The 24,837-nt window shown below is 60.3% G+C and carries 21 protein-coding genes; 9 read left to right on the forward strand and 12 right to left on the reverse strand.

What is annotated here, in order from left to right:
• Positions 1–65: 65 nt before the first annotated feature.
• Together AC3IT9_RS01475 and AC3IT9_RS01480 are read right to left on the reverse strand one after the other, a co-directional pair.
• Positions 66–1,721, reverse strand: a complete 1,656-nt coding sequence (locus AC3IT9_RS01475; RefSeq protein WP_489271790.1) for a 3-(methylthio)propionyl-CoA ligase — start codon at positions 1,719–1,721, stop codon at positions 66–68.
• Positions 1,722–1,758: 37 nt separating this feature from the next.
• Positions 1,759–2,781 carry an alpha/beta fold hydrolase gene (locus AC3IT9_RS01480; RefSeq protein ID WP_489271791.1) on the reverse strand — a complete coding sequence of 341 codons (1,023 nt, stop codon included), beginning with the start codon at positions 2,779–2,781 and terminating at the stop codon, positions 1,759–1,761.
• A 111-nt stretch (positions 2,782–2,892) separates the two neighbouring features.
• On the opposite strand from AC3IT9_RS01480, the gene AC3IT9_RS01485 reads away from it, so the two are divergent.
• The 9 genes from AC3IT9_RS01485 to AC3IT9_RS01525 all read left to right on the forward strand — a co-directional run bounded on the left by AC3IT9_RS01485 (position 2,893) and on the right by AC3IT9_RS01525 (position 17,071).
• Positions 2,893–3,945 (forward strand): AraC family transcriptional regulator, encoded by a 1,053-nt coding sequence (locus AC3IT9_RS01485; RefSeq protein WP_489271793.1) that lies wholly within the window; start codon positions 2,893–2,895, stop codon positions 3,943–3,945.
• Positions 3,946–4,229: 284 nt separating this feature from the next.
• A complete protein-coding gene (locus tag AC3IT9_RS01490; RefSeq protein WP_489273473.1) occupies positions 4,230–5,099 on the forward strand; it encodes a TauD/TfdA dioxygenase family protein in 870 nt (289 codons plus the stop codon).
• A gap of 111 nt (positions 5,100–5,210) precedes the next feature.
• The gene (locus AC3IT9_RS01495; RefSeq protein WP_223516303.1) at positions 5,211–5,687 is read left to right on the forward strand and encodes a 2,4'-dihydroxyacetophenone dioxygenase family protein; all 477 of its coding nucleotides are present in this window, start codon (positions 5,211–5,213) and stop codon (positions 5,685–5,687) included.
• A 252-nt stretch (positions 5,688–5,939) separates the two neighbouring features.
• Positions 5,940–7,934 (forward strand): DUF1302 domain-containing protein, encoded by a 1,995-nt coding sequence (locus tag AC3IT9_RS01500; RefSeq protein ID WP_489271795.1) that lies wholly within the window; start codon positions 5,940–5,942, stop codon positions 7,932–7,934.
• Between the two features lie 41 nt (positions 7,935–7,975).
• Positions 7,976–9,334 carry a DUF1329 domain-containing protein gene (locus AC3IT9_RS01505; RefSeq protein WP_489271796.1) on the forward strand — a complete coding sequence of 453 codons (1,359 nt, stop codon included), beginning with the start codon at positions 7,976–7,978 and terminating at the stop codon, positions 9,332–9,334.
• A 125-nt stretch (positions 9,335–9,459) separates the two neighbouring features.
• On the forward strand, positions 9,460–10,551 hold the full coding sequence (locus AC3IT9_RS01510; RefSeq protein WP_489271798.1) for a WD40/YVTN/BNR-like repeat-containing protein: 1,092 nt from the start codon (positions 9,460–9,462) through the stop codon (positions 10,549–10,551).
• A gap of 16 nt (positions 10,552–10,567) precedes the next feature.
• Positions 10,568–13,087: an efflux RND transporter permease subunit gene (locus AC3IT9_RS01515; RefSeq protein WP_489271800.1), complete on the forward strand. Its 2,520-nt coding sequence runs from the start codon at positions 10,568–10,570 to the stop codon at positions 13,085–13,087.
• 6 nt (positions 13,088–13,093) lie between these two features.
• A complete protein-coding gene (locus tag AC3IT9_RS01520; RefSeq protein ID WP_489271802.1) occupies positions 13,094–14,872 on the forward strand; it encodes an acyl-CoA dehydrogenase C-terminal domain-containing protein in 1,779 nt (592 codons plus the stop codon).
• Positions 14,873–14,950: 78 nt separating this feature from the next.
• Entirely contained in the window at positions 14,951–17,071 is a 2,121-nt protein-coding gene (locus tag AC3IT9_RS01525; RefSeq protein ID WP_489271804.1) for a 3-hydroxyacyl-CoA dehydrogenase NAD-binding domain-containing protein, read from the forward strand.
• Positions 17,072–17,813: 742 nt separating this feature from the next.
• On the opposite strand, the gene AC3IT9_RS01530 is transcribed toward AC3IT9_RS01525, so the two are convergent.
• The 10 genes from AC3IT9_RS01530 to AC3IT9_RS01575 all read right to left on the reverse strand — a co-directional run bounded on the left by AC3IT9_RS01530 (position 17,814) and on the right by AC3IT9_RS01575 (position 24,762).
• Positions 17,814–19,619, reverse strand: coding sequence for a DUF927 domain-containing protein (locus AC3IT9_RS01530; protein ID WP_489271805.1), 1,806 nt, complete (start codon positions 19,617–19,619; stop codon positions 17,814–17,816).
• Positions 19,606–20,568: a toprim domain-containing protein gene (locus tag AC3IT9_RS01535; protein ID WP_489271806.1), complete on the reverse strand. Its 963-nt coding sequence runs from the start codon at positions 20,566–20,568 to the stop codon at positions 19,606–19,608. The genes AC3IT9_RS01530 and AC3IT9_RS01535 overlap by 14 nt, the downstream gene beginning before the upstream one ends.
• Before the next feature lie 3 nt (positions 20,569–20,571).
• Complete coding sequence (locus tag AC3IT9_RS01540; protein WP_489271807.1) at positions 20,572–20,880, reverse strand: hypothetical protein; 309 nt, start codon at positions 20,878–20,880, stop codon at positions 20,572–20,574.
• Positions 20,877–21,119 (reverse strand): hypothetical protein, encoded by a 243-nt coding sequence (locus tag AC3IT9_RS01545; protein ID WP_489271808.1) that lies wholly within the window; start codon positions 21,117–21,119, stop codon positions 20,877–20,879. The genes AC3IT9_RS01540 and AC3IT9_RS01545 overlap by 4 nt, the downstream gene beginning before the upstream one ends.
• Positions 21,116–21,325: a hypothetical protein gene (locus AC3IT9_RS01550; RefSeq protein ID WP_223473849.1), complete on the reverse strand. Its 210-nt coding sequence runs from the start codon at positions 21,323–21,325 to the stop codon at positions 21,116–21,118. The genes AC3IT9_RS01545 and AC3IT9_RS01550 overlap by 4 nt, the downstream gene beginning before the upstream one ends.
• Before the next feature lie 296 nt (positions 21,326–21,621).
• Positions 21,622–22,098 carry a Rha family transcriptional regulator gene (locus AC3IT9_RS01555; protein ID WP_489271809.1) on the reverse strand — a complete coding sequence of 159 codons (477 nt, stop codon included), beginning with the start codon at positions 22,096–22,098 and terminating at the stop codon, positions 21,622–21,624.
• A complete protein-coding gene (locus tag AC3IT9_RS01560) occupies positions 22,095–22,400 on the reverse strand; it encodes a helix-turn-helix domain-containing protein (RefSeq protein ID WP_489271810.1) in 306 nt (101 codons plus the stop codon). The genes AC3IT9_RS01555 and AC3IT9_RS01560 overlap by 4 nt, the downstream gene beginning before the upstream one ends.
• A complete protein-coding gene (locus AC3IT9_RS01565; protein WP_353741894.1) occupies positions 22,401–22,625 on the reverse strand; it encodes a helix-turn-helix transcriptional regulator in 225 nt (74 codons plus the stop codon).
• 113 nt (positions 22,626–22,738) lie between these two features.
• Positions 22,739–23,539: a hypothetical protein gene (locus AC3IT9_RS01570; RefSeq protein WP_489271811.1), complete on the reverse strand. Its 801-nt coding sequence runs from the start codon at positions 23,537–23,539 to the stop codon at positions 22,739–22,741.
• On the reverse strand, positions 23,536–24,762 hold the full coding sequence (locus AC3IT9_RS01575; RefSeq protein WP_489271812.1) for a tyrosine-type recombinase/integrase: 1,227 nt from the start codon (positions 24,760–24,762) through the stop codon (positions 23,536–23,538). The genes AC3IT9_RS01570 and AC3IT9_RS01575 overlap by 4 nt, the downstream gene beginning before the upstream one ends.
• Positions 24,763–24,837: the final 75 nt, after the last annotated feature.

Raw genomic sequence — 24,837 nt, forward strand, 5'->3', positions numbered from 1 at the left:
GCGTGCAGCTCGGGCAAGCATGGGAACGTGTTGCTACTCGCCCGAGCGTTGAGGAAGGCCGGCCCTTAGGCGGTGGGCAGTCGGTAGTCCTGGAACCTCTCACGAAGTTTGTTCTTCAGCATCTTGCCGGTCGCGCCGAGCGGGATGCTGTCAACGAACACAACATCATCCGGAGCCCACCATCTGGCGATCTTGCCTTCATAGAAGCCAAGCAATTCGTCGCGCGAAAGTTCGCTGCCGGGCTTGCGGGTCACGATTAACAGCGGGCGCTCATCCCATTTCGGATGGTGGGCCGCAATACACGCGGCCATCGCAACTTCTGGATGAGCCATGGCGATGTTTTCCAGATCAATGGAGCCGATCCACTCACCTCCGGACTTGATGACATCCTTGCTGCGGTCAGTGATCTTCATGAAGCCGTCGGTATCGATGGTCGAGACATCGCCTGTCGGGAACCAGCCGTCCACCAGGGGATCACCACCGTCGCTCTTGAAGTAAGAGGAGATGATCCAAGGGCCGCGAACCATCAGTTCGCCCGAGGCTTTGCCGTCACGCGGAAGTTCCTTGCCATCCTCGCCGACGATCTTCATATCGACGCCGTATACGACCCGGCCCTGTTTGGTCTGCAGGGCGCGGCGTTCGGCGCTATCCATGGCGAGGTGCCTGGCCTTGGGGGTGCACACGGTCCCGAGCGGGCTCAGCTCGGTCATGCCCCAAACATGCAGCACCTGTACGTCGTAGCGGTCTTGGAAGGCCGCCATCATGGCCGGGGGGCAGGCCGAGCCGCCGATTACCGTCCGGCGCATGGTCGAGAATGTATTGCCGGTTGCTTCGACATGGGCAAGCAGGCCTTGCCAGACGGTGGGCACGCCAGCGGACAGGGTGACTTTCTCTGCCTCGAACAACTCGTAGAGCGATTTTCCATCGAGCAATGGGCCGGGGAATACAAGCTTGGCCCCGACCATGCAGGCCATGTACGGCAGCCCCCAGGCGTTGACATGGAACATCGGCACCACTGGCAAGATGGTGTCACGCTCCGAGCAGTTCAAGGCATCGGGGAGGGCGGCGGCATAAGTGTGCAGAAGCGTCGAGCGGTGACTGTAGAGCACGCCCTTGGGGTTGCCAGTGGTACCGGAGGTGTAGCACAGCGACGATGCGCTGTTCTCATCGAAGGTTGGCCATACGAAGTCATCGACATGCATTTCGATCAAATCTTCGTAGCAAAGTAGATCGGGGATCGAGGTAATCGCCGGCATATGCGCTCGGTCCGTCATGAGAACGAAGCGGGTGATGGTCGAGACTTCGCCAGCGATGGATTCGACCAGCGGCAGGAAGGTGAGATCGAAGAAGAGAACGCTGTCCTCGGCGTGGTTGGCGATCCATTTCACCTGGTCCGCATGCAATCGTGGGTTCAGCGTGTGGAGCACGGCACCCGAGCCGGATACGGCATAGTACAGCTCCATGTGGCGGTAGCCATTCCAGGCAAGCGTGGCGACGCGGTCACCAAAGCTGACGCCGAGCGAAGTGAGTGCATTGGCCAGGCGACGCGCACGCTGCCCGAGGTCGCGATAGGTTTGTCGGTGGATATCACCTTCGACGCGGCGGGAGACGACCTCCTGGTCGCCATGATGGCGCTCGGCATGGGTGAGGAGCGTCGAGATAAGCAGCGACTGCTGCTGCATCAGTCCATTCATGTTGGACACCTTCTTATTATTGTTCATGTGAAATACCTTGGCGCATAGCCAACGCGGGAGCGACTTAGTTGTTGTCCAGTTGTTCGAAGAACTCGAGAAGCAACGCGTTGATCTGCTCTGGCTTTTCTTCCGCCGCGCTGTGGCCTACACCGGGAAGCAGTACCTTCTTGCGCAGTCCGACCAGGTAGGAGTCGAGCTGCTCATACAGCCCGCGAACCTCCGGCGGCTCGAGGGATGGGTCATTGGCGCCACCGATGAACATGCTGGGCTGGCGTACCACCGCGCCATCGAGAAAGGCAGAAATCTCCCAGTTACGGTCACGGCAGCGGTAGTAGTTCAAGGGGCCGGTGAAGCCAGCACGGGTGTACTCATCCACGTAGTAGTCGATCGCTTCCGGGCTCAACCAGGCGGGGAACGCAACCGGATCGGTGAAGGCATTGAGGATGGGCTCATCCGGCTCGATGAACAGGCGCCAGCGCTCGGCACCGACTGCATCGCCCGAGATCGAGTAGTAGATGCTGCGCAAGGTCTTGCGCGTGTCGGCGGCCAGTTCACGGTCTGGCTTTTCCAGCTGCTGGAAGTATAGGTGGTGGTAGCCCTTGCCCTTGGCCATCGCCCGCAGGCCGTCTGTGGGTCGGATCTTGCCGCGCGGCGGCACCGGCGTGTTAAGCATGACCAGTGCGCGAAACAGTTCCGGACGCAGCATGGCGCAGGCTTGGGCTACCCAGGCCCCGAGGTCGTGACCAACGACGATTGCGGAGGTTTCGCCCAAGGCCTGCACCAGACCGACGATGTCACCCACCGCTTGGCTCATGTCGTAGTCCTCGACCGCAGCGGGACTGTCGGACATGCCGAAACCTCGCAGGTCAGGAACGACCACTCGGTAACCAGCTGACGCCAAGGCCGGGATCTGTCGTCGCCACATGTACCAGAGGTAGGGGAATCCATGCAGTAGGATGACCAGAGGCCCCTGGCCTTCCTCGACGTAGTGCATCCGGATGCCGTTGGTGTTAATGAAGTTGTGGGCGAACGTGTGCGCAGCGTCTACGTCCCGCAGGGACAGGTCGTGGATATGTTCCAAATTCATCGCAGTACTCGTCATATTGTTGTTTGTATGGGTTGAGCTTGACGAGATAGGGTTGGTTGAGTTTGGCTATTCAGGACACCAATTTATCCAAATGGGACAGAGGGCGACCGCATGTCCAACCTGATTCGCAGTGCCAGTTTGGCCAGCTACGAGTCCATCGCCCGAGCAGTCGGGCTGGATCCTTTCCGGATGTTGCGGCAGGCTAAATTGCCACTCCGTGTGCTTGACGATCCGAATCTGCTGGTCAGCAGTGATTCGGTCTGCTGGTTGTTGGAAGAGTCGGCACGCCTTTCCGGCCAGGAAGCCTTCGGCCTGCTGATGGCGGAACGCCGAGACCTGGCCGACCTGGGCATGCTTGCCCTGATGATGCGCGAGGAGCCCACCCTGCGCGCTGCGATGGAGTCGTCCGTGCGCTATATGCAGCTTCATAATGCCGGGGTGCAATTGCGCCTGGAGGACGCCGGAGACCTGGTGCTTCTACATGTGGATATAAAGCTGAAGCACCCGGGGCTTTTGCGCCAGGCGGTCGAAATGTCAACAGGCATTATTGTTCGGTCCTATCAGGCGCTGGCGCACGATGCTTTCAAACCGGTGACCATCTGCTTCAGTCATGACCGGCCCGCCAGGCTGGACGTCCATCGCCGAGTGCTCGGAACGGCAATCGATTTTGTGCAGGAGTTCAACGCCGTCGTCTGCCGAGCCCGCGACGTGGACTTGCCGATTGTCGCGGCCACACCCAAGTTCAATCGCGAAGTAAAGCGCTGGCTGGACATGCAATTGGTGGACCTGGGCGATCAACCTCTGGATCGGGCGCGCCAGGTCATCAGGATCCTTCTGCCCACCGGAACCTGTTCGGTAGAGCGCGTCGCCCAGCACTTGGGGATGCATCGCCGCACGCTTAATCGGCGCTTGGCGGAAGTCGGCGAGAGTGTACTTTCGGTGATCAATGCGGTGCGCGTCGAACTCGCTGAAGAGTACCTGATGACTAGCAAGCGCAAGCTCTACGAAATCGCCGACTTGGTGGGTTTTTCATCGGGCGCCGACTTCTCTCGCTGGTTCCGTTGCCAATTCGGCATGTCCCCGTCGGAGTGGGCCATGCAGCATCGTGAGCAGGCAGCAGCTGGGGCCTCCCATATGACACCGCCCCCTCCCGGGAAGCATTGACGAAGCCGGATACCCAGCCGTCTTCGCTGTCCCAAAATGAAAACATGTTGTCCTGTCTTGCAAAGGGCGCGACGACGGTAATCCCTAGCATCTCTCCAAGGGTCCGAAGCAATGCCATTGGCTCGCTTTGATCCTGTCTGATTTGCCAGACATGCGATCGCATGCCGGCGTACATCCAGAGACTGGAGATTTCAATGATAAAAACAACAGCATTTCAAGTCAGTTCTCCGCAATCCAAGCCTGAAGCACCGGCGATCATCCGACCTTCGGTTCTTCAACATTCGATCAAGGTCGAGCTTTGCACGCCTAACATCGGCGCCGAGATCAGCAACATCAGCCTGGCCGACGCTGCCCAGGACCCTGAGCTGATCGCAGAGATCCGGGCACTATGGCTCAAGCACAAAGTGCTGTTCTTTCGCGACCAAAATATCACCGCGATGGAGCAGCAGAAATTCGCAGCGCAATTTGGCGAACTGGAAGCCCATCCCATTGCTCCGAGCCATCCGGAGGCAGACAAGCTGTTGATGCTGTACCGCAATATCGATCCGAGCAAGCCTAATCTCGTCGAGAAAATCAGTCGTGAAAACTTCTGGCATGCCGATGTCACCTTCAAGAAGGCACCACCCCGCGGAGCCGTATTGCGTTTAGAAATGGGTCCGGATACCGGCGGGGACACCATGTGGTCCAACATGGTGATGGCCTACGAAAAGCTGCCCGAAAGCATCAAGCAACGGATCGATGGATTGTATGCAAAGCACAGTGCCGAGCAGACCTTTGGTGCCCAGTTGCCGCTCGAAGAGCGTCATGCGATGGCCGCGAAGACCCCCTCCGTTGAGCATCCGGTTGTGCTCACCCATCCTGAGACGGGCGAAAAGGTTCTGTTTGTCAACTCCGCGTTCACGACCCATTTCTCGAATTTCTACAACTTCGAGGATGCGCGATACGGCCAGGACTTCATGCCGGAGGCTCATCATTTGATGAACTACCTGACATCTCAGGCTGCGATTCCGGAATACCAGGTGCGCCTGAAGTGGCGACCTAATACCGTCGCGATGTGGGACAACCTGCTGTGCCAGCACTACGCAGTAGCCGACTACGGCAATGCGCCGCGCAAGATGCTCCGCGCGACGTTGACCGGTACCCCTCTTATCTGATCCACCCAATCTCCAGAAGTCTGCGCCTCGCGCTGGATCTGTCGTGCGCGTAGATCGCCGGTCAAGCCGAGCGGTCAGCTTCTGGTAAAAACAATAGCAATGGAGATAGTCATGCTTTTTCAACAAGTTGAAACTGCCGTTATGCACGGCGAATCGCTGCCTTGGGTTCCTTTCACCCCATATGCAGATAACGTCTTCCTGAAATATTTCAAGCTCGACCCAATCCGCGGCGAGATCATCGTTTTGATGAAGGCGCCCATCGACATGGAACTGCCGAGGCACCATCACTCCGGCACCGTCATCGTGTACACCCTGGAAGGCCAGTGGAAGTACAAAGAGCACGATTGGATCGCGGGGCCGGGCAGCATTGTCTACGAGACCGCCGCATCCACTCACCAACCGGAGGTAGTCAGCACTGAAGGTGGTGAATACATGCTGACACTGGTGATCGTGAGCGGAGACCTCATCTTCGTCGATGAGAACGACAAGGTCATTGCTATCGAGAACTGGAAAACCGCGCTTCAGCGCTACCTCGATCACTGCGAGGCGAACGATATCCAGCCACAGGATCTCACTGCCTTCCACTAAGGCAAAACGGGCCCTCGACACCGATAGCTATCCACGAAGCCGGTGTCGAGACCGCCTATCTTGGCCGAGCGGTTTAATTAACTGTTCGAATGTCAGGTTGCTATGTCCTTTTCCCCTGCTTTCCGGCAGCAGGTGTCAGGTTCGACGGCAGCGATCTCAGTTGTCGACCAGTCAGTTCCTGCTCATCAAGGCCGAGGGCGGATTCCGTCGGTCCAAGCATCCCCAACAATAATAAGAAATGGAGCTAACCATATGAAACATAGTCACCCCTTCACCCTGCGTCGCAGTCTGCTGGCCTCGGCCATTCTCGCGGCAACCGTACCCGTGGCCCATGCGGTCGAGCTCGATCTGGGTAACCCGGACTGGACCGCGCGTCTGGATAACACCGTGAAGTACAACTACGGCGTACGCACTGAAAGCGCCGACAAACGCATGCTGGGAACGCCGAACAACAACGACGGCGACTACAACTTCCGCAAGGCCGGTACCAACATCACCAACCGTATCGACCTGTTGACCGAAATGGACGTGGTCTACAAGAACGCCATGGGCTTTCGCGTCAGCGCCGCCAGCTGGTACGACAAGGCCTATGACAACACCGGTTCCAATTCCAACCCGTTCGTCAACGGCAACGATGCGCGTTCGGGCCTGATTGCCAACGACCCGCGCCTGGCCGGGGTCACCCGTGACAACGTCGGCAATGGCAGCCCGCACCTGAGCAACTATGCCCAGCGCTACTACAGCGGTCCTTCGGGCGAGATCCTCGATGCCTTCGTGTTCTACAGCACCGAAGTGGGCGAGGAGTCGATGTTCAGCGCCAAGGCCGGTCAGCACAACGTGTTCTGGGGCGAGACCATTCTCAACCCGGTGCATTCGGTCAGCTACGGCCAGTCCGGCCTCGACCTGGCCAAGCTTGCCGCGTCGCCGGGTACCGAGGCCAAGGAGCTGTTCGTTCCGCGTAACCAGTTGTCGATGACGTTCACCGTCAATCCCGAGCTGACCGTGGGGGCCCAGTACTTCCTGAATTGGGATGCCGCGCGCCTGCCGGAAGCGGGCACCTATTACGGTGGTTCCGACCTGGTCGGTTTCGGCGCGCAATCGTTCCTGTTGGGCAACACCAACGGCGTGGTACCGGGCAGCCCGCTGGGTTGTGGCCTGGCGCCGTGCAACGCCTTGACCAATGTGCGCCGTGGCCATGACCTGACGCCGCATGACAGCGGCGACTGGGGCGTCATGGCCAAGTGGTCGCCGGCCTGGCTGGATGGCACCCTCGGCGTTTACTACCGCGAAACCTCGGAAATCCTGCCGCAAGCCTGGCTGGACGCCCGGGGCATCACCTCGGCCAACCCGAACGGCACCCGGCCGGCAGGGCAAGTGCCGGCGGTGATCAACACCCTCAATTCGCTGGACACCGCCACCTATCAACTGGCCTATGCCGACAACATCAAGATCCTTGGCCTGAGCCTGTCCAAGGACGTGGGTGGAATCAGCGTGGGTTCGGACCTGAACGTTCGTCACAACATGCCGCTGGCCAGTATCCCGGCGATCGTCAGTACCCGCAGCCCGCTGGGCCTGGGGCAAGGGCTGGGTCTGCTGCCGGCGCGTACCGACGCCACCGGTGTGATCTACGACACCCCAAGCCGTGGCGACAGCATGAGTGCCACCGGCGACACCCTGCACTGGACCCTCAACGGTCTGATGACCCTGCCGAAAACGCCGGTGTTCGACCAGGCGACTGTGCTTGCCGAGTTGTACTACAGCAACCTGCTCAAGCTCGATGGCAAGAACGAAGCGCTCTACAAGGGGAAGGGCAGCTATCGCGGCATCGACGCACCGACCCGTGACAACTGGGGTCTGGCGGTCAACTTCACACCGACCTGGTACCAGGTGTTCCCGGGTGTCGACCTCAATGCGCCGATGTCGGTCAACGTCGGTCTCGCCGGCGTGTCGCCGGTCTCCGGTGGCGGTGCCAAGGACACCGGCAACTATGCCGTGGGCGTGGGCGCCATTGTGTACAACAAATACTTTGTCGACCTGAAGTACGTGGACTCCTTTGGCGAAACCGACAAGTGCAATGTCAGCGGTGTGAGTACCGGCCCAACCGGCGGTGACGGCGCTGCGCCGAACGCCTTCAGCGGCAACGAAAACTACGCCTGCTACGCCGGTGGCTACTCGTCCTTCTCCGGTGGTGGTGCCACGACTGAGGACCGTGGCGCGGTGTACCTGACGATGAAAACAACCTTTTGATTCACCACTGATTTGCTCAATGCAAGCAGGAGAATAACAAGATGAAATTTGCACAAACCGTGTTGGCCGCGTCGCTGGCCATGGTCCTTGCCGCCCAGGCACAGGCCGCTGTTTCACCTCAGGAAGCTGCCAAGCTGGGCACCAGCCTGACCCAGGTAGGGGCTGAAAAAGCCGGGAACGCTGATGGTTCCATTCCTGCCTACAACGGTGGCCTGACCACGCCGCCGGCCAGCTTCAAGGCCGGCGACAGCATGCGCCCGGATCCGTTTGCCAGTGAAAAGCCGGTGCTGGTGATCGACGGCAAGAACGTCGATCAGTACAAGGGCCTGCTCACGGCGACCACGGTAGAACTGGCCAAGCGTTTCCCGACGTTCCGGGTCGACGTGTTCCCGACGCACCGCACCGTTTCGCTGCCCCAGGCGATTCTGGATAACGGCGTGAAGAACGCCAGCGGCGCCAAGTCCCTGGAAGGTGGCCTGGCCATCGACAACGTGCTGCCGGGCGTGCCGTTCCCGATTCCGCAGTCGGGCAACGAAGCGATGTGGAACTTCCTGTTGCGCTACCAAGGCGTCAGCATCAGCTCCAAGTACGACTCCTGGAACGTTGACTCTGCGGGCGTCCCTAGTCTGGCGACCACCGGGCAAGCGAACATCTCCTACCCGATCTATGAAAACCTCTCGCAGCCGATCAGCAGCGCCGACGTGTACTACCAGATGAAACTGGCGTACACCGGCCCTGCGCGCCGGGCCGGCGAGGCGATCATGCTCAAGGACGCCGCCAACCCGTTGCAGCAACCGCGTCGCGCCTGGCAGTACTTGCCGGGGCAGCGTCGGGTCAAGCTGGCTCCGAGCCTGGCCTACGACACGCCTAACCCGGGTACCGCTGGCGCGGGCACCTACGATGACGTGTTCGTGTTCAACGGTGCGCTGGATCGCTACGACTGGAAGCTGGTCGGCAAGCAGGAAATGATCGTGCCCTACAACACCTACAAGCTGACCTACGTGCAGGATCCGAAGTCGCTGACCACCGCCAATCACCTGTCGCCTGACTTCGTACGCTGGGAAAAACACCGCGTCTGGGTCGTGGAAGGCAACCTCAAGGCCGGTGCACGTCACATCTACCAGAAGCGCCGCTTCTACCTCGACGAAGACAGCTGGACCGCTTTGGCCTCGGATCAATACGACGCCCGTGGTCAGCTCTATCGCGGTTCCTTCGCCTTCCTGAGCCAGAGCTATGACAAGCAGGTTCCGGACTCCACGCCGTTCATGATCTACGACCTGGTCGGCGGTTCCTACAACATCAACGGTGTAGTCGGCCCTTACGGCGGCATCAAGTACATCGAGCCGCTCTCCAAGGCCCAGTGGTCTTCGGAATCCCTGGCCGGCGCCGGTATTCGCTAAGCCAACCGCAATAAAACGTCCGCAGGGTCCGCTGCTCACAAGGTGGCGAGACCGAGCGGGTGTTCGGTTTGAACGTCTGGCACACGGATGTGTGCCCCGGCGCGGTTTCCCGAAGAGGACGCAGTATGTGTTCGTATAAAAATAATAGGTTGCAGCTGGCGTTTGGCGTTGTGCTCGGTCTGTCGCAGGGCATCGCCCAGGCGGCCGATTACGTCGATGTGCTGGACCTGCCCGCCAGGGTCAGTGCCTTGGCGATCAACAGCCCGTTGTCCGGCATGACCCACGCCGGCGGGCGGGTGATTACCGTTGGCCAGCGTGGCCATATTCTGTTTTCCGATGATGCCGGGAAGCACTGGCAACAGGCCGCCGTACCGGCCAGTGCCGACCTCACTGCGGTGAATTTTCCGACTGCCACCCAAGGCTGGGCGGTGGGTAATGACGGCGTGGTGCTGCACAGCAGCGACGCCGGCGCAACCTGGCAAAAACAGCTCGACGGCCGCCGAATCGGCGCCTTGCTGGTCAAGCATTACACGGCGCTGGCCAGCGCCGAACCGGGCAATGAGCAATGGCCGCTGTTGGTCGCCGAGGGCCAGAGGCTGGCCGATCAGGGCGCGGACAAACCGCTGCTCGGCGTCTGGTTCGCCAACGACAAGACCGGCTATGTGGTCGGCGTGTTCAACCTGATCCTGCGCACTGACGACGGTGGCCTGACCTGGACGCCATTCCAGGACCGCACCGACAACCCCCAGGGTTTCCACCTCAACGCCATCGCCTCCACCGGCGACGGTGTGTACATCGCTGGCGAACAAGGCCTGCTGCTCAAATGGGACGACAGCGCCCAACGCTTCAATGGCGTGCCGACGCCTTATCAAGGCAGCTTCTTCGGCGTGCTCGGCAAGCCGGGCGAAGTGCTGATCTACGGTCTGCGCGGCAACGTGTTGCGCAGCACCGACGGCGGCCAGAACTGGACTGCGCTGGACAGCGGCCTGCACGTCAGCATCACCGCGGGCCTGATCGATGCCCGTGGCAACTATCGCTTGTTCACCCAGGGCGGGCAGATGCTGGTCAGCCAAGGGACGGGCGCGCAGTTGCGTCTGAAGCAGCAACCGGCACCGACCCCGGTCGCCGGCGCCACCCAGTCCGCCGATGGCGCCTTGGTGCTGGCCGGCAGCCGTGGTGCCCGGACGCTGTCCGCCGATCCAGCCCTCGAACCCTAAGAGCGAGAACCCAGACATGGGCAATATCAAACAAGACGCCATGCCGGTGATCCGCGACCTGCGGGATTTCGACCAGCGCTCCGGCAACCTCCTCGAACGGCTGGTGTTCAACTACCGTCCGCTGTTCATGTTGCTGATGGCGCTCGCCACCGTGGTGCTGGGCTTCATGGCGGTGACTCGCCTGGAGTTGCGCCCCAGCTTCGAAAAAATGATTCCGCAGAGCCAGCCGTACATCCAGAACTTCCTGGAAAACCGCGCTTCGCTGCGCGGTCTGGGCAACTCGGTGCGCGTGGTGATCGAGAACACCCAGGGCGATATTTTCGATCCGCAATACCTCGACGTGCTCAAGCAGGTCAACGACCAGCTGTTCCTCACCGAAGGCGTCGACCGCGCGTGGATGAAGTCGCTGTGGAGCCCGGCCGTGCGCTGGACCGAAGTCACCGAGGACGGTTTCCAGGGTGGCCCGGTGATGCCCGACAGTTATCAGGGCTCGCCCTCCGACATTGAACAGTTGCGCCAGAACATCTCCCGCGCCGGTCTGGTGGGCAGCCTGGTGGCCAGCGATTTCAAGTCGACCATGCTGATCGTGCCGCTGATGGACAAAGCCGCCGCCGGTGGCCAGCGCATCAACTACCACGCCTTCTCGCAGATGCTCGAAGAGCAGTTGCGCGACAAGATCGAATACGCCGGCGACAGCGCGGCGCGTCAATCCGGGGTCGAAGGCAGCGGCCATTACAAGGTCCGGGTGATCGGCTTCGCCAAGCTCATGGGCGACCTGATCGACGGCCTGATCCAGGTGATGATGTTCTTCGGCCTGGCCGTGGTCACCTCGCTGATCATCATCTACGCCTACACCCGTTGCGTGCGCAGCACCCTGCTGGTGGTCGGCTGCTCGCTGATCGCGGTGGTCTGGCAGCTGGGCATCGTCGCCTGGCTCGGCTACGCCATCGATCCGTACTCGGTGCTGGTGCCGTTTTTGATCTTCGCCATCGGCGTGTCCCATGCCGCGCAGAAGATGAACGGCATCATGCAGGACATCGCCCGTGGCACCCATAAACTGATCGCTGCGCGCTACACCTTCCGCCGTCTGTTCATCGCCGGGGTCACCGCGCTGCTGGCCGACGCCGTGGGCTTCGCCGTGCTGATGCTGATCGACATCCCGGTGATCCAGGACCTGGCGATCACCGCCAGCATCGGCGTCGCGGTGCTGATCTTCACCTCGCTGTTGCTGATGCCGGTGGCACTGTCCTACGTCGGCGTCGGCGCGAAAGCCGCCGAGCGTGCGCTGAAGATCGACAACCGCGCCGAGAAGCACAAAGGCTTCGGCAAACTGTGGGACGCGCTCGATCGCTTCACCACTGCCAAGTGGGCCACGGGCGCCGTTCTGGTCGCGGTGTTGATGGGTATCGGCGGTTTCATGGTCAGCCTGAACCTGAAGATCGGCGACCTCGACAGCGGGGCGCCGGAGTTGCGCGCCGACTCGCGCTACAACCGCGACAACGCCTACATCACCCAGCATTACGCGCTGTCCAGCGACCTGTTCGCGGTGATGATCAAGACCGCGCCGGAAGGCTGCCTGAATTACAAGACCCTGGTCCTCGCCGACCGCCTGGCCTGGGAGCTGCAACAGTATCCGGGCGTGCAGGCGACCGCGTCCTTGGTCAACGCGGTACGCCAGATCACCGCCGGCACCTACGAAGGCAACCCCAAGCTCAACAGCATCCAGCGCAACCAGGACGTGCTCAACTACGCTGCCCAGCAAGCCTCGGTCAACTCCCCGGAGCTGTTCAACACCGACTGCTCGCTGATGCCGGTGATCACCTTCCTCAAGGATCACAAGGCCGAAACCCTGGACGCGGTGGTGGCGATTGCCGACCAGTTCGCCAAGGACAACAGCACCGCGGATCGCCAGTTCCTGCTCGCCGCCGGCACCGCCGGTATTGAAGCCGCGACCAACATCGTGGTCCGCGAAGCCAACCGCACCATGCTGCTGTACGTGTATGCAGCGGTGACGCTGTTCTGCCTGATCACCTTCCGCAGCTGGCGCGCCACGCTGGTGGCGCTGTTGCCGCTGGTGCTGACCTCGATCCTCTGCGAAGCCTTGATGGTGGCCATGGGCATCGGCGTGAAAGTCGCGACCCTGCCGGTGATCGCCCTCGGCGTGGGCATCGGCGTCGACTACGCCCTGTACCTGCTCAGCGTGCAGTTGCACTTCCAGCGTCAGGGCTTGCCGCTGTCCGAGGCCTACCGCAACGCCGTGTCCTTCACCGGCCGGGTGGTCGGGCTGGTGGGCATCACTCTTGCCGCTGGCGTGGTGTGCTGGGTCTGGTCGCCGATCAAGTTCCAGGCCGACATGGGCATCCTGCTGACCTTCATGTTCCTGTGGAACATGCTCGGCGCGCTGATCCTGATTCCGGCCCTGTCCTACTTCCTGCTGCGCGAACGGGCCCCTCAGCCCGGTTCTGTCGCGGCCACCGAAAACGCTGAATCCACTGAACGTCCCGGCATGCCGCATGCCGTGACCACTTCCGAGTAAGCCAAGATGTCTGATTACAAAGCTCCCCTGCGCGACATGCGCTTCGTCCTCAACGAGGTTTTCCAGGTGTCCCGGCTCTGGGCACAATTGCCCGGCCTGGCCGACGTGATCGATGAAGAAACCGCCGCCGCCATTCTCGAAGAGGCCGGCAAGATCAGCGCAGATATCATCGCCCCTTTGCTACGCAGTGGCGACGAGCAAGGCTGCACCTGGAACGACGGTGCAGTGACCACGCCGGAGGGTTTCCCGGCGGCCTACCATGCCTTTGCCGAAGGTGGCTGGGGCGGTATCGGTGGCGACCCGGAGTTTGGCGGCATGGGCATGCCCAAAGCGATCTCCGCCCAGATTGAAGAAGTGGTCAACTCGGCCAATCTGTCGTTCGGCCTGTACCCGATGCTGACGGCGGGCGCCTGCTTGGCGCTCAAGGCCCACGCCAGCCAGGAGCTCAAGGAACGCTATCTGCCAAACATGTACGCCGGCACCTGGACCGGTTCGATGTGCCTGACCGAAGCCCACGCCGGCACCGATCTGGGTTTGATCCGCACCAAGGCCGAGCCCCAGGCTGATGGCAGCTACTCCATCAGCGGCAGCAAAATTTTCATCAGCGGTGGCGAACACGATCTGAGCGAAAACATCATCCACCTGGTGCTGGCGCGTCTGCCGGATGCACCGGCCGGGCCGAAAGGCATCTCGCTGTTTCTGGTGCCGAAAGTGCTGGTCAACGCCGACGGCTCGCTGGGCGAACGCAACGCGCTGTCCTGCGGCTCCATCGAACACAAGATGGGCATCAAGGCTTCCGCCACCTGCGTGATGAACTTCGATGGCGCTACCGGCTGGATCGTCGACGCACCAAACAAAGGCCTGGCGGCCATGTTCACCATGATGAACTACGAACGTCTGGGCGTGGGCATCCAGGGCCTGGCGCAGGGCGAGCGTTCGTACCAGAACGCCGTCGCCTACGCCCGTGACCGCCTGCAAAGCCGCGCACCGACCGGCGCGCAGCACAAGGACAAAGCGGCCGACCCGATCATCGTGCACCCGGACGTGCGCCGCATGCTGCTGACCATGAAAGCCTTGAACGAAGGCGGCCGTGCGTTCTCCAGCTACGTGGCCCTGCAACTGGACATCGCCAAGTACAGCGACGACGCACCGACACGCCAGCGCGCGCAGGATCTGGTATCGCTGCTGACCCCGGTGGCGAAAGCATTTCTCACCGACATGGGCCTGGAAACCACCCTCCACGGCCAGCAGATCTTCGGCGGCCACGGCTACATCCGCGAATGGGGCCAGGAGCAGTTGGTGCGCGATGTGCGCATCACGCAGATCTACGAAGGCACCAACGGCATCCAGTCCCTGGACCTGGCGGGTCGCAAGATCGTTGGCAGCGGCGGGGCACTCTACAGGCAGTTTGCCGACGAGATTCGCCAGTTCACTCTGAGCACCAGTACCGACCTGAGCGAGTTCATCCAGCCGTTGAGCGCTGCCTTGGATACGCTCGACGAGTTGACTGCATGGCTGCTGGATCGGGCACAAAACAACCCGAACGAAATTGGCGCCGCGTCAGTCGAGTACCTGCAGGTGTTTGGCTACACCACTTACGCCTACATGTGGGCACTGATGGCTAAGACGGCCATGGGCAAACAGGCCGAGGATGATTTCTACGTCAGCAAGATGGGCACGGCACGTTTCTATTTCGCTCGCTTGCTACCACGTATCCACTCGCTCAGCGCCTCGGTCAAGGCTGGCAGTGACAGCCTCTATTCGCTGGATGCCGCACAGTTCTGATCATGATCAGTAGCAGTTTCAGGAAGAACCAACCGGGTGAAAACAGCTTATTTGTTTCATCCGACAGAGAGACTACATATGAATAGCTTAATCAATTATCGCTGCGAAGGTCCGCTGGCCTTGATCGGCCTCGCTAGTGCCCCCGTCAACGCTCTCAGCCATGCCTTGCGCGAACAATTGCTGGAGGCCTGTGAGCGCGCCGCTGCAGATGCCAGCGTGAAAGCGATTATTCTCCACGGTGAAGGTTCTGTGTTTAGCGCCGGCGCTGACATATCCGAGTTTGGTAGCCCGGCGTCCTTCGCCAAGCCGGATCTGCCTAGTCTTCTGACCCGTCTGACCGAGTTCGACAAACCGCTAATCGCCGCCATCGGTGGGCTGGCATTGGGCGGTGGGCTTGAGCTCGCCATGGCCTGCGGCTACCGGGTGGCTGAAGCCGGCGCGCGCCTGGGCTTTCCGGAAATCAAGCTTGGCTTGCTGCCCGGCGCTGGTGGTACACAGCGTTTGCCGCGTCTGATTGGCGCCGCTGCGGCGCTGAAATTTATTGCGTCCGGCGAGCCGATCGGCACCCATCGAGCACAGGTGCTGGGGCTGCTAGACTGGGTGGCACCCACCGCGGATAGTTTGCTCGAAACGGCCAAGGCATTGGCCGCAGCACTGATTCCCAGACAGGCGCCGGGCCGCCCGAGCCGCCCGAACTGGCCGCACCCAAACCCGGGCACAGCCTTGCTGCCGGGCTATTTCGCCGACTATCGCGCGGCGAGTCAGTCGCGCTGGAAAGGCCAGAGCGCACCGCAGCGGGTGGTGGCGGCGATTGAAGCAGCCTGCAACCTGCCATTGGCCGAGGGCCTGGCCAGAGAGGGCGAACTGTTCAAAGAGGCCGAGGCTTCCGCCGAGTCAGAGGCACTGCGCCATGTGTTCTTCGCCGAGCGTGAAGTCGGCAAGCTGCCAGGGCTGGACGCTGCTACGCCGATCCGGTCGATTACCCGGGTCGCGGTGATCGGCGCTGGCACCATGGGCGGCGGGATAGCCATGAACTTCGCCAATGCGGGCATGGCGGTGACGCTGCTGGAGCTCAAGGCCGATGCCCTTGAGCGCGGCCAGGCACTAATCCGCAAAAACTACGAAACCAGTGTCCAGCGCGGCAAGTTCACAGCCGAGCAGATGGAGCAGCGACTGGCACTGATCCACGGTACTCTGAACTACGCCGATATTGCCGACGCTGACCTGGTGATCGAAGCCGTGTTCGAGAACCTGTCCATCAAGCAGCAGGTGTTTCGTACCCTGGACGAGGTGTGCAAGGCCGGCGCGATTCTCGCCAGCAATACCTCCACTCTGGATGTCGACACCATTGCCGCCGTCACACGCCGACCACAGGACGTCGTCGGTCTGCACTTCTTCAGCCCGGCCAACATCATGCGCCTGCTCGAAGTGGTGCGCGGCACGGCCACGGCCCCCGATGTCCTGGCCACTACGCTGAAAATCGCCAAACGCATTGGCAAGATCCCGGTGGTTTCCGGGGTGTGCTTCGGCTTCATTGGCAACCGCATGCTCGAACCCTATTCCCGCGAAGCTCACCGCCTACTGCTGGAAGGCGCCACCCCTGCGCAGATTGACAAGGTGCTCACCGGGTTTGGCTTGGCGATGGGGGTCATGGCCATGCACGATCTGGCGGGCATCGATGTCAGTTTCCTGGTGCGCGAATCGCGCCATGACGTCATCGCCCACGATCCCGGCTACTGCAAGCTTGCCGATGCGCTTTACGCACTGGGCCGTTTTGGCCAAAAGACCAGTCACGGCTATTACCGCTACGAAGGCCGTGAGCGCAAGGATGACCCTGAAGTGGTCGCACTGGCCGGGCAGATCGCTGGCGAATTGGGCATCCAGCGCCGCGTCATCAGCGATCAGGAAATTCACGACCGCTGCCTGTTGATGCTGATCAACGAGGGTATCCAGTTGCTCGACGAAGGCATCGCCCAGCGCAGCAGCGACATCGACCTGGTGTGGATCAACGGCTACGGCTTCCCGGCCTGGCGCGGCGGCCCATTGCACTACGCCGAAGGGCTGGGGCTGGCACAGGTACTGGAACGAATCGGCCATTACCGAGAATCACTTGGAGCCTATGGCACCATGTGGTTCCAACCAGCACATTTGCTGGAACGCCTGGTCGCGTCTGGCAAGACCCGCGTCGAGCGTACCTGACCTTTACGGCCATTTGGCGGCCATCGAAAAATGGCCGTCCATCGCTTTTTCAGGGTAATCCAGCACAGAAAGTATCGTGGGGCATACGAGAAAGTCGGCCGTAGTAGCAGTGCATACACTCGGCCAGGGTAGTGCGCGGTCAGTACCTGCGCCGCCCATTGCGCCTTTTGCTCGGTGGAAAACGGACGGGTCATACTCCGCTCACCGCCTGACTTTACTGCCTCCCAGCAGACTACCGACCAGAACACGATCTTCTTGCCCACGGTTCGAAGCCGCGGCACAACGGTCGCTCGGCGGCACACTGGAGGCTATTGAGCGTTTCCCGCAACAGCTCGATCTGCGCCTTGAGCGCTTTATGTTGACGCTCCAACTCGGTTTCCGGTTTTCCGGCTCTCCAGCTCTCCAGCTCTCCAGCTCCTTCAGCAATTTTGTGCTGTTTGGTTTTGTGGCTTGAGTGTTTTCAATCATGGATGGTTCTCAAAAAAATAATAAAGTGAGGTGGATCGGCGGCTGGCCCAGCCCTATGTACCGAGCACCTCCAGCTGAACCAGGTCCCGCGGCAACTGCAGCCAAACAAGGCCAGGCAGCGCCTTTTATAGAAACAGGTGTGTGTTCCCCCTGTTCCCCAACATCTCTATAAGGGGGAACGCCCCAAGGCCCCGGAAACATTGGCTGTTCCCACTGTTCCCCGTGTTCCCCACAAAACTAGGTTCCTGTGAAGTCGGCCATGGATGTTGAGTGGTCATACATGGGCGGCCTCCAGGTCCATGGCTTCGGCATCGACGACATACAGGCGCGCTGATCCGCCACCGGGCAGGCGATATTTTTTGGTCTTGCGACTGTCTCTATCGGTGTCGCGCTTGGCGAACGCGCCCACCCCATCCAGCGCCTTTACCACACGACTCAGGCCGTAGCCGTTGGCCGCTTCGACCAGCGCCGACTTGTTGAACAGGTACAGGCGTTTGCCCAGTGATACTTCCCAATACCCGGCGCGGTTGAACACCTTGGAGTCGGGTGTGTGGTCATCCACATCGGAGAAGCGGCTGCTGCCGTGCTTGTCGATGAAGTCGAGGATGCCGGCGAGGATCTGGCGGTCTTCGGCATTGCCGCTGCCGACCCGCGACAGCCACTCGCCATACAGCAACTGGCAGTCGCTCAGGGCACTGCCCGGTGCCCAGGGCAACAGGCCGTAGGCGATGGCCATTTCCCCGGCCAAGGCAATTACGGCAAAGCGGTCGGCCACACGGCCGGCCTGTGCGTTGTCCTCGACAAACTTGGCGCGCACGTTGGCGAAGTTTTCCAACAGGCCGGGGCGGTCGTCGCTGGCGAGCAGTTGCTCGACGAACGCAGAGCCCAAATGACCATGGTGGGCACTCACAGCCACGGTGAGCAGGCGGTGAAAGTCGGCACCCTCCAGTCCATGCAGCTCATCGAAGGCGCGATGGGCGCGAGTGCCGGCGTTCACGTCGACCATGCGCAGTTCAGCGCCGGCATGGGCAGCATTACCGGAAATGGCGGCGTGCTCGGAGAGGGAGCGTTCGCCACTGGACAGAGTGAGCAGGCGCCAGCTCAATTTGGCCCGACCTTCACGCTCGCGGGTCATGGTGCCTTTGCCCTGACCATTGGCCAGTGAGTAGGCCATCTCCTGCACACGCTTGGGATCGGCGCGTTTGATTTCGTCCAGCGGCAACAGGGTGTCATTGCGCCCGGCCGCCTCGATCTCCAAGCCACCTTTGGTCATGTCCCAACTGGCGGCGAACACGCCCGGGTCACCCCACACCGAGGAGCCAATCAACTGCGCCAACGACTTACCGCTGGAGCTGTCGCCCACCAGGTGCACGCCGCCGCCGAGCACGCCAACCAGACTCAGCAGTGGTCCGGCCAGTGCACAGCCAATTGCCAACGTCAGCACCGGATTGCCCGCGCACTTGGCGGCGACTTCGCGTTGCCAGAGCGCCAGCTCGCCACGCACGCTGAACAGGTTTTGGCCTTTACCGCTGGCCTGATAACGTACCTTGTCGCTACCGAGGGTGCGTCCCGGCAAGACAAAGGCGCCGGACTCATGCCAGCCCGGGCGGCTGGTGGTGGCGAAAACTTCTTCGGGCCGCTGCTCCAGCAAGTACTCCATGAAGGCGGCGCGTTTTTTCAGCGCGATGATGACGCCCATGCCGAACAACTGACGGCGGGCATCCTCGCCACTGCCACCGAACACTTCCATGGGAATGATCCATTCCTTGATGCCGCTGTCGGTGCACAGGCGCAGCAGGCGTCCCTCGCTGCCGTCATCGCTGTTGGTGGTTCGCGCGGTGACGGTCACCGGGCTGGCGATCCATTCATCAATGATCGGGCGGTCGTTGGTGTCGTTGTCGGCGTCGTCCTCATCTTGGCCCGCTGCGCGTTTAAACCCGTGGCGGTACACCCCCGGACGGAGCTTGCGGCCCTTCTCATTCGTCACCCAGTGCTCGTACACCGCCCAGCAAGGACGCTCAGGCGCAATGGTTGGCGCATCAGGCCGAAGGCTGATGACGTTGCTGTCAGGCAGGGACATGGGCGCGTTTCCAATTGGCGAGGTCGTTGAAGTCGGTGAGGTCGGTGGGGGCGTCCTCTGGCCAGTCTGGGAATGCGACTTGGCCACCCACCAGCGCGGCGGCGGCATTGGCAGCGGTACGTCCGGGGTTACCGTCACTGAGCCGGTCGTCGTCGCCGGCGATGAGGATGGGCTGCTCTGGGTAGCGAGTGCGTAGCGCCAGAGCGACCAGCTTGAGGTTGCCGCTGTTCATGGCGCAGGCTACGGCGTAGCCGTGCTGATGCAACGTGGCGCCCGTGGCCCAACCCTCGCAGATGCACAGCGGTTGGCCTGGGACGATGACGCCCAAGGGCGAATAGCTGCCCTTGATCCGGCCACCCGCAAGAAAGCGTTTGCTGCCGTCGCTGGCAATGCGCTGCAAGTTGACCAGTTCGCCCGCCACATACAGCGGCACTAGCAAGGCGTCACCACTCTGGCGCAGGCCATGCGGACGGACGCCTTTGGCGATCAGGTACAGGTGGGCAGGATCAGCGCGGCGCGCATCGCGCCACCAACGCTGAGCACGGATCGCTGCCTTGAGCTGGCGCTGTTGTTGCTCGGCTTCGCGTTGGCTCTTGGCTTGCTCGATGCGCTGACGTACTTCGACTGCTTCGCGATGATCGACCGGTTCACGAGAGCACCAAGTGCGCGCCCCGCCATTCTTCCAGCTGCCGAACGCACCCGACGCGATGCCGTCCAGGTACAAGACATACCAGCCGTTTTCGCTGCCCTGTTTGTCACCGGGAACGTGAAAGCGATGAATCAAACCGTCTGGCTCCGGCAGCCAATCGAGTGGGCCATACACGGACTGAAGTGCTTCACGGAAAAGGACTGGTGCGGCCTTGTGAAGGGTGACATCAGACGGCCCGGAAACATTCTTCAGGCAAGCCGAGGGCGGCACCGCCGATTGGCAGTGTTGAAAATTCGTCATCAGTTAGCCCCTCAGTTCAGAGTGGCAGCGAAACATCTGCTGGCTGGCTTCACCGCGCACACAGACATGCCCGAACAACGCTTTGTTGGTGGCGTAGCAATCAGTTAACCAACGGTCATGATCCGAGGCAGACCCGACTTCTTGCTCTTTCACCCAATACGGCAACTCACCGCGGCAGCGCATTTCGTTGAGCATCGTCCACCAGCGGGAAGCGTGACTGCGCTCAACTTCAATGAGGTTAATCAGCGTGCGGCGTTGCTCAGTGTTCAGGTCGACTATTGGTGTCACGGGTGTGCAGTTGAGGGCATTCATAGCGACACCTCGGCCGCATCCAGCTGGTCGCGCAAGCGCTTGGCTTGGCCGTCCAGATAGTGGTCCCAATCGCTGCTCAGGTACTGGCCCAAACCGGTCAGCTTTTCGAGGTCGCGACCCTTGTTGTGTTTGGCGTCGGCACGAATGGCCGTCATCAGGGCGGTCAGCCAGCCAATGTGATCGTGGGTGGCGTCAATCAGATTAAGTGCTTCGTCGGCGATGTGGTGGGGGTTGTTCATGGCGCCTCCCCTTCAATCAGGGTGGTGGCGAGTGTGGCGCGGTCGGTGCTATTCAGTGCGCCGAGGGTATCGGCCATCTGCACCAGGCCAAGAAGGTGGGCGCGTTGCTCGGGCAAGCGGTTGATGCGATAGGCGATCAGTTCGGCGCCGATGATGGCGATGGCCAGGCTGTTGCTGGACGAATTGAGGGCGTGAATGTGCTGCATCGGTGTAGCTCCAAGTTTGATTAGGAGCTGCCACGGTCCGCGACCAAGCGAATTAGGGTGGCAGCTGTGCGCAGGTTGGTCGACCGGGAACTTGGGACCCGGCATACCCGAAGGTATCCCACGCACAGCCACCATAAAGCGAAACGGCGGGCACAAAAAAAGCGCCTGCTGTCGAATGGGGCGCTGTTGCGCCAAGTTGCTCGGGCGACCAAACCCGGTCGCTGAATTTGCAGCGACGAACAAACCATAACGCTTACGGGAATGCATCGCAAGGGGAAGGAGTGCTTGTGCGGTAATCACGGGCGCACATCCTCCAGGCCGAGGGTAAGCTGCAGTTGCTCCCGCAAGTGCGCGACGTGTTGATAGGCCCCCGGTTTTTCATAGCGCCAGAGAGCCAGCCGGCGACCACTCTGACTTGCTTCCTGTTTGCGAGTTTCCAGCGCTTGGCAGGCCATGCCGTAGCGTGCTTCACGAAATGCCAATACCAGACTCGACTTCAGCTCTACAACGCGCTCGGTGTTGCGTGACAGGGCGAGCAAAAAGTACGACTGATCCTCGTTGAGCAGGGCATACCGCTGATGCTTTGTACCGCGAGCGCCGGGCTTTTTCACTGCCTCCGTTTGAAACGGAAGCAGTCCAAATTGCTGAATCTTGCCGGCGTAGCGCTCGATCAACTCCATGGTGTTTTTGTGTTGAATACCTAGCCGCTCAGCAAGCACACGACTGTCGGCACGAGCCTCGCCTTGGGACTGGATCAGGGAAATGGTGTTCATGCTGCCACCTTCCCTGCTGGCTCACCGATAAGGGTGTACAGCGCGATATTGCTGTGGGAGCGGCCCTGCTCGTCAGTGATCGTGATGCGCTGGGTGTGGAATGAGTAACCCTGATTTTTCAGTTCTTTGATGCGTGAGGCAGGCATCAAAATATTGAGGTCGCGGCGGGCGGTGAGGGTGTCGATTGGGCCACTGTTGCGCATCCAGTCGAGCAACCAACGCCGCTGTGCCGAACCGATGCTATCGATGAGGTGTGATTTATTCTGGCTGGCCATTTGGTTGGTCTTTTCTATGTAGAGCATTTACGCGGCCTCACCACGGCATTCGGCGATGCGCTCATCACACCAGGCTAGTATTTCGGCCTCGATCCAAACGACACACTTTGGGCCGAGGGTGACTTGCTTGGGGAAAGTGTCGGCAGCGACACGGCGGTAGATTTCGGTGCAGGACAGGCCAGTGATCGATTCAACTTCCTGGCGTTTGATGAATCGGCGAGTGATTGAGTTGGAGCTGGTTGTGTTTGCCATCGTCTGCGCCTCCTAGGGCGTTGTGGGTAACTGACGATGCAATGTTGTCGGCCGGCAACCATCGAGTCATTGCAACTGCAAAAACCAGTTTTTCAATTGCAATCGAGTTGGGCTCAGATTTTGGCGGTCTTTCGCAAGCGGGTAAGCTCGGCGTTGGAGTCACTGAAGTGTTTTTGCAATGAGCTTTCACTCAGCCCGCGAATGCCTTTGTTGCGCTCAAGAATTGACTCAATTAATGACGTTTGCGTGTGGTTTTTTCGCTCGCTTGTCGCGGCTTCCAGCAACGCAGCAACAGTTATTCTCAATGATGGAGGGGGCACTTCTTGAGTGCTGGTAGGGGAGGGCTCTGGCAGATTTTGTGTCTCAGTTACTGCGAAGTTAAAAATGGCTTGGTCTATCAATATGCATTGATCGTTAGCCATGATTTCGACTGTTGGTTTTTCTGGCACGGCATTCATGTTTGCTTTTTCAGCAAGTGAATATAAATCAGCGGTCACCGCCATTACCCTTACATTATCTGGATCGTCCTCGTTGTCATGCGGGGACAAATATTCATCAGTTTGAATATCTCTTATTGCGTAAAGGCCGCCGTTTGCATCGCGTACAGCGTAAGACTTGCGTGATGCAATTTGAACTGAATCGCAAGGTAGGTAAAAGCCATAGGAAACACCGGCAAGGTAATCGCTTTCCATAAAATAGCGTCCGTCTCTCGCGTGTTGCTCGTGAGTTTCGGCGTCGAATATTGGTTTGAGTTTAACGATTTCACCATGGCACGGACGAAATAGTCTTAGCCATCCACCTTCATAAAGAGACATTAAATCGTTAACGTCGACTTTTTCACCGATTAAATCTGAAAGTAATTTGGTAGCTGCAACCATTGGTATCACGGATTTGAATTTGCTTAGTTTGCTCATCGAGCGGCGCTCCGAATTGAAACCACATCTGCTCCAGCACATAGCGCGTCGATTGAGTCAGCCCAGTCCTGCATCATTACCCGGCGTTGCTCCAAGTAGTTGGCGTGGTTGTAGGTATCGCGGATGCCGTCGGAGTCTCCGTGCGCCAGTTGGCGCTCGATCCAGTCCTTGTTGTACCCGCGCCCGTTCAGCTCAGTGGACAGTAGATGGCGAAAGCCGTGGCCGGTCTGACGACCCTCGTAACCCATTACTCGCAGTGCTTTGTTGATGGTGTTCTCGCTCATGGGGCGGTCGGGGTTTTGCTGACCGGCAAACACAAGCGGATATTTGCCTGTGATCGGTTTAAGCAGGCGCAGGATCTCAACGGCCTGATTCGGTAGGGGGACGGCGTGAGGGCGGCGGGCCTTCATGCGCTCCTTGGGAATTGTCCAGGTTGCAGCGTCCAAATCGAACTCTACCCAAGGCGCAGCTCGCAACTCGCCAGGTCGAACTGCGGTAAGCGCCAGCAGGCGAATGGCACAGCGGGTCAACAGGTTGATGTTGGCGCTGTCGCATTTGGTAAGCAGTTCGGGCAACTCGGACATGGCGACGTGGGGATGGTGGCGGGGCGCTTTCGTGGGGGCGGCCACAACATCCAGATCGGTGGCAGGGTTCGCCTCCACAACACCTTTGGCCAACCCATAACGGAATATCTGGTGCAGCCACTGGCGAATTTTGCCGGCAGCATTCAGCGTCCCCCGGGCCTCGACTTTGCGAACCAAGTCCACCAGATCGGGACGAGTAATGCTTTTCAGTGTTCGAGAGCCAATGCCTGGTATCAAATCATTCTCAAGGTACAGCTTGGCTTTGTAGGTGGTGCTTTCTGCCCAGCGAGGTGCGTTATAAGCAAACCACTCCCGTGCAAGCGTCTCAAATGTCAGCCCATCCACCTTCTGCGCTCGTCTGGTGGATTTGCGTTCATGCGAAGGGTCTTTGCCCTCTGAGATCAGTTGTCGTGCCTCAGATCGCTTTTTGCGAGCTTGCACCAACGTGACTTCTGGGTATGAGCCAAATGCCAATCGATTTTCTTTGCCGAGGTGACGATATTTGAGGCGCCAGAGCTTTGAGCCGGAGGGCATGATTTCGAGATACAAGCCTTCACCGTCGGCGAGCTTGTAAGGCTTCTCCCGAGGTTTGGCTGCTTTGAGAGCGGAGTCGCTCAGGGGCGTGACTTTCAGGGCCATGAAGCACCATTTTGGGGGCATGCGAGATGACCGAACCGGTCATGCCCCCAACTCTGCCCCCAAAACTTTGGGCTG

The sequence above is a fragment of the Pseudomonas sp. KH_046_1 genome, from assembly GCF_057839025.1.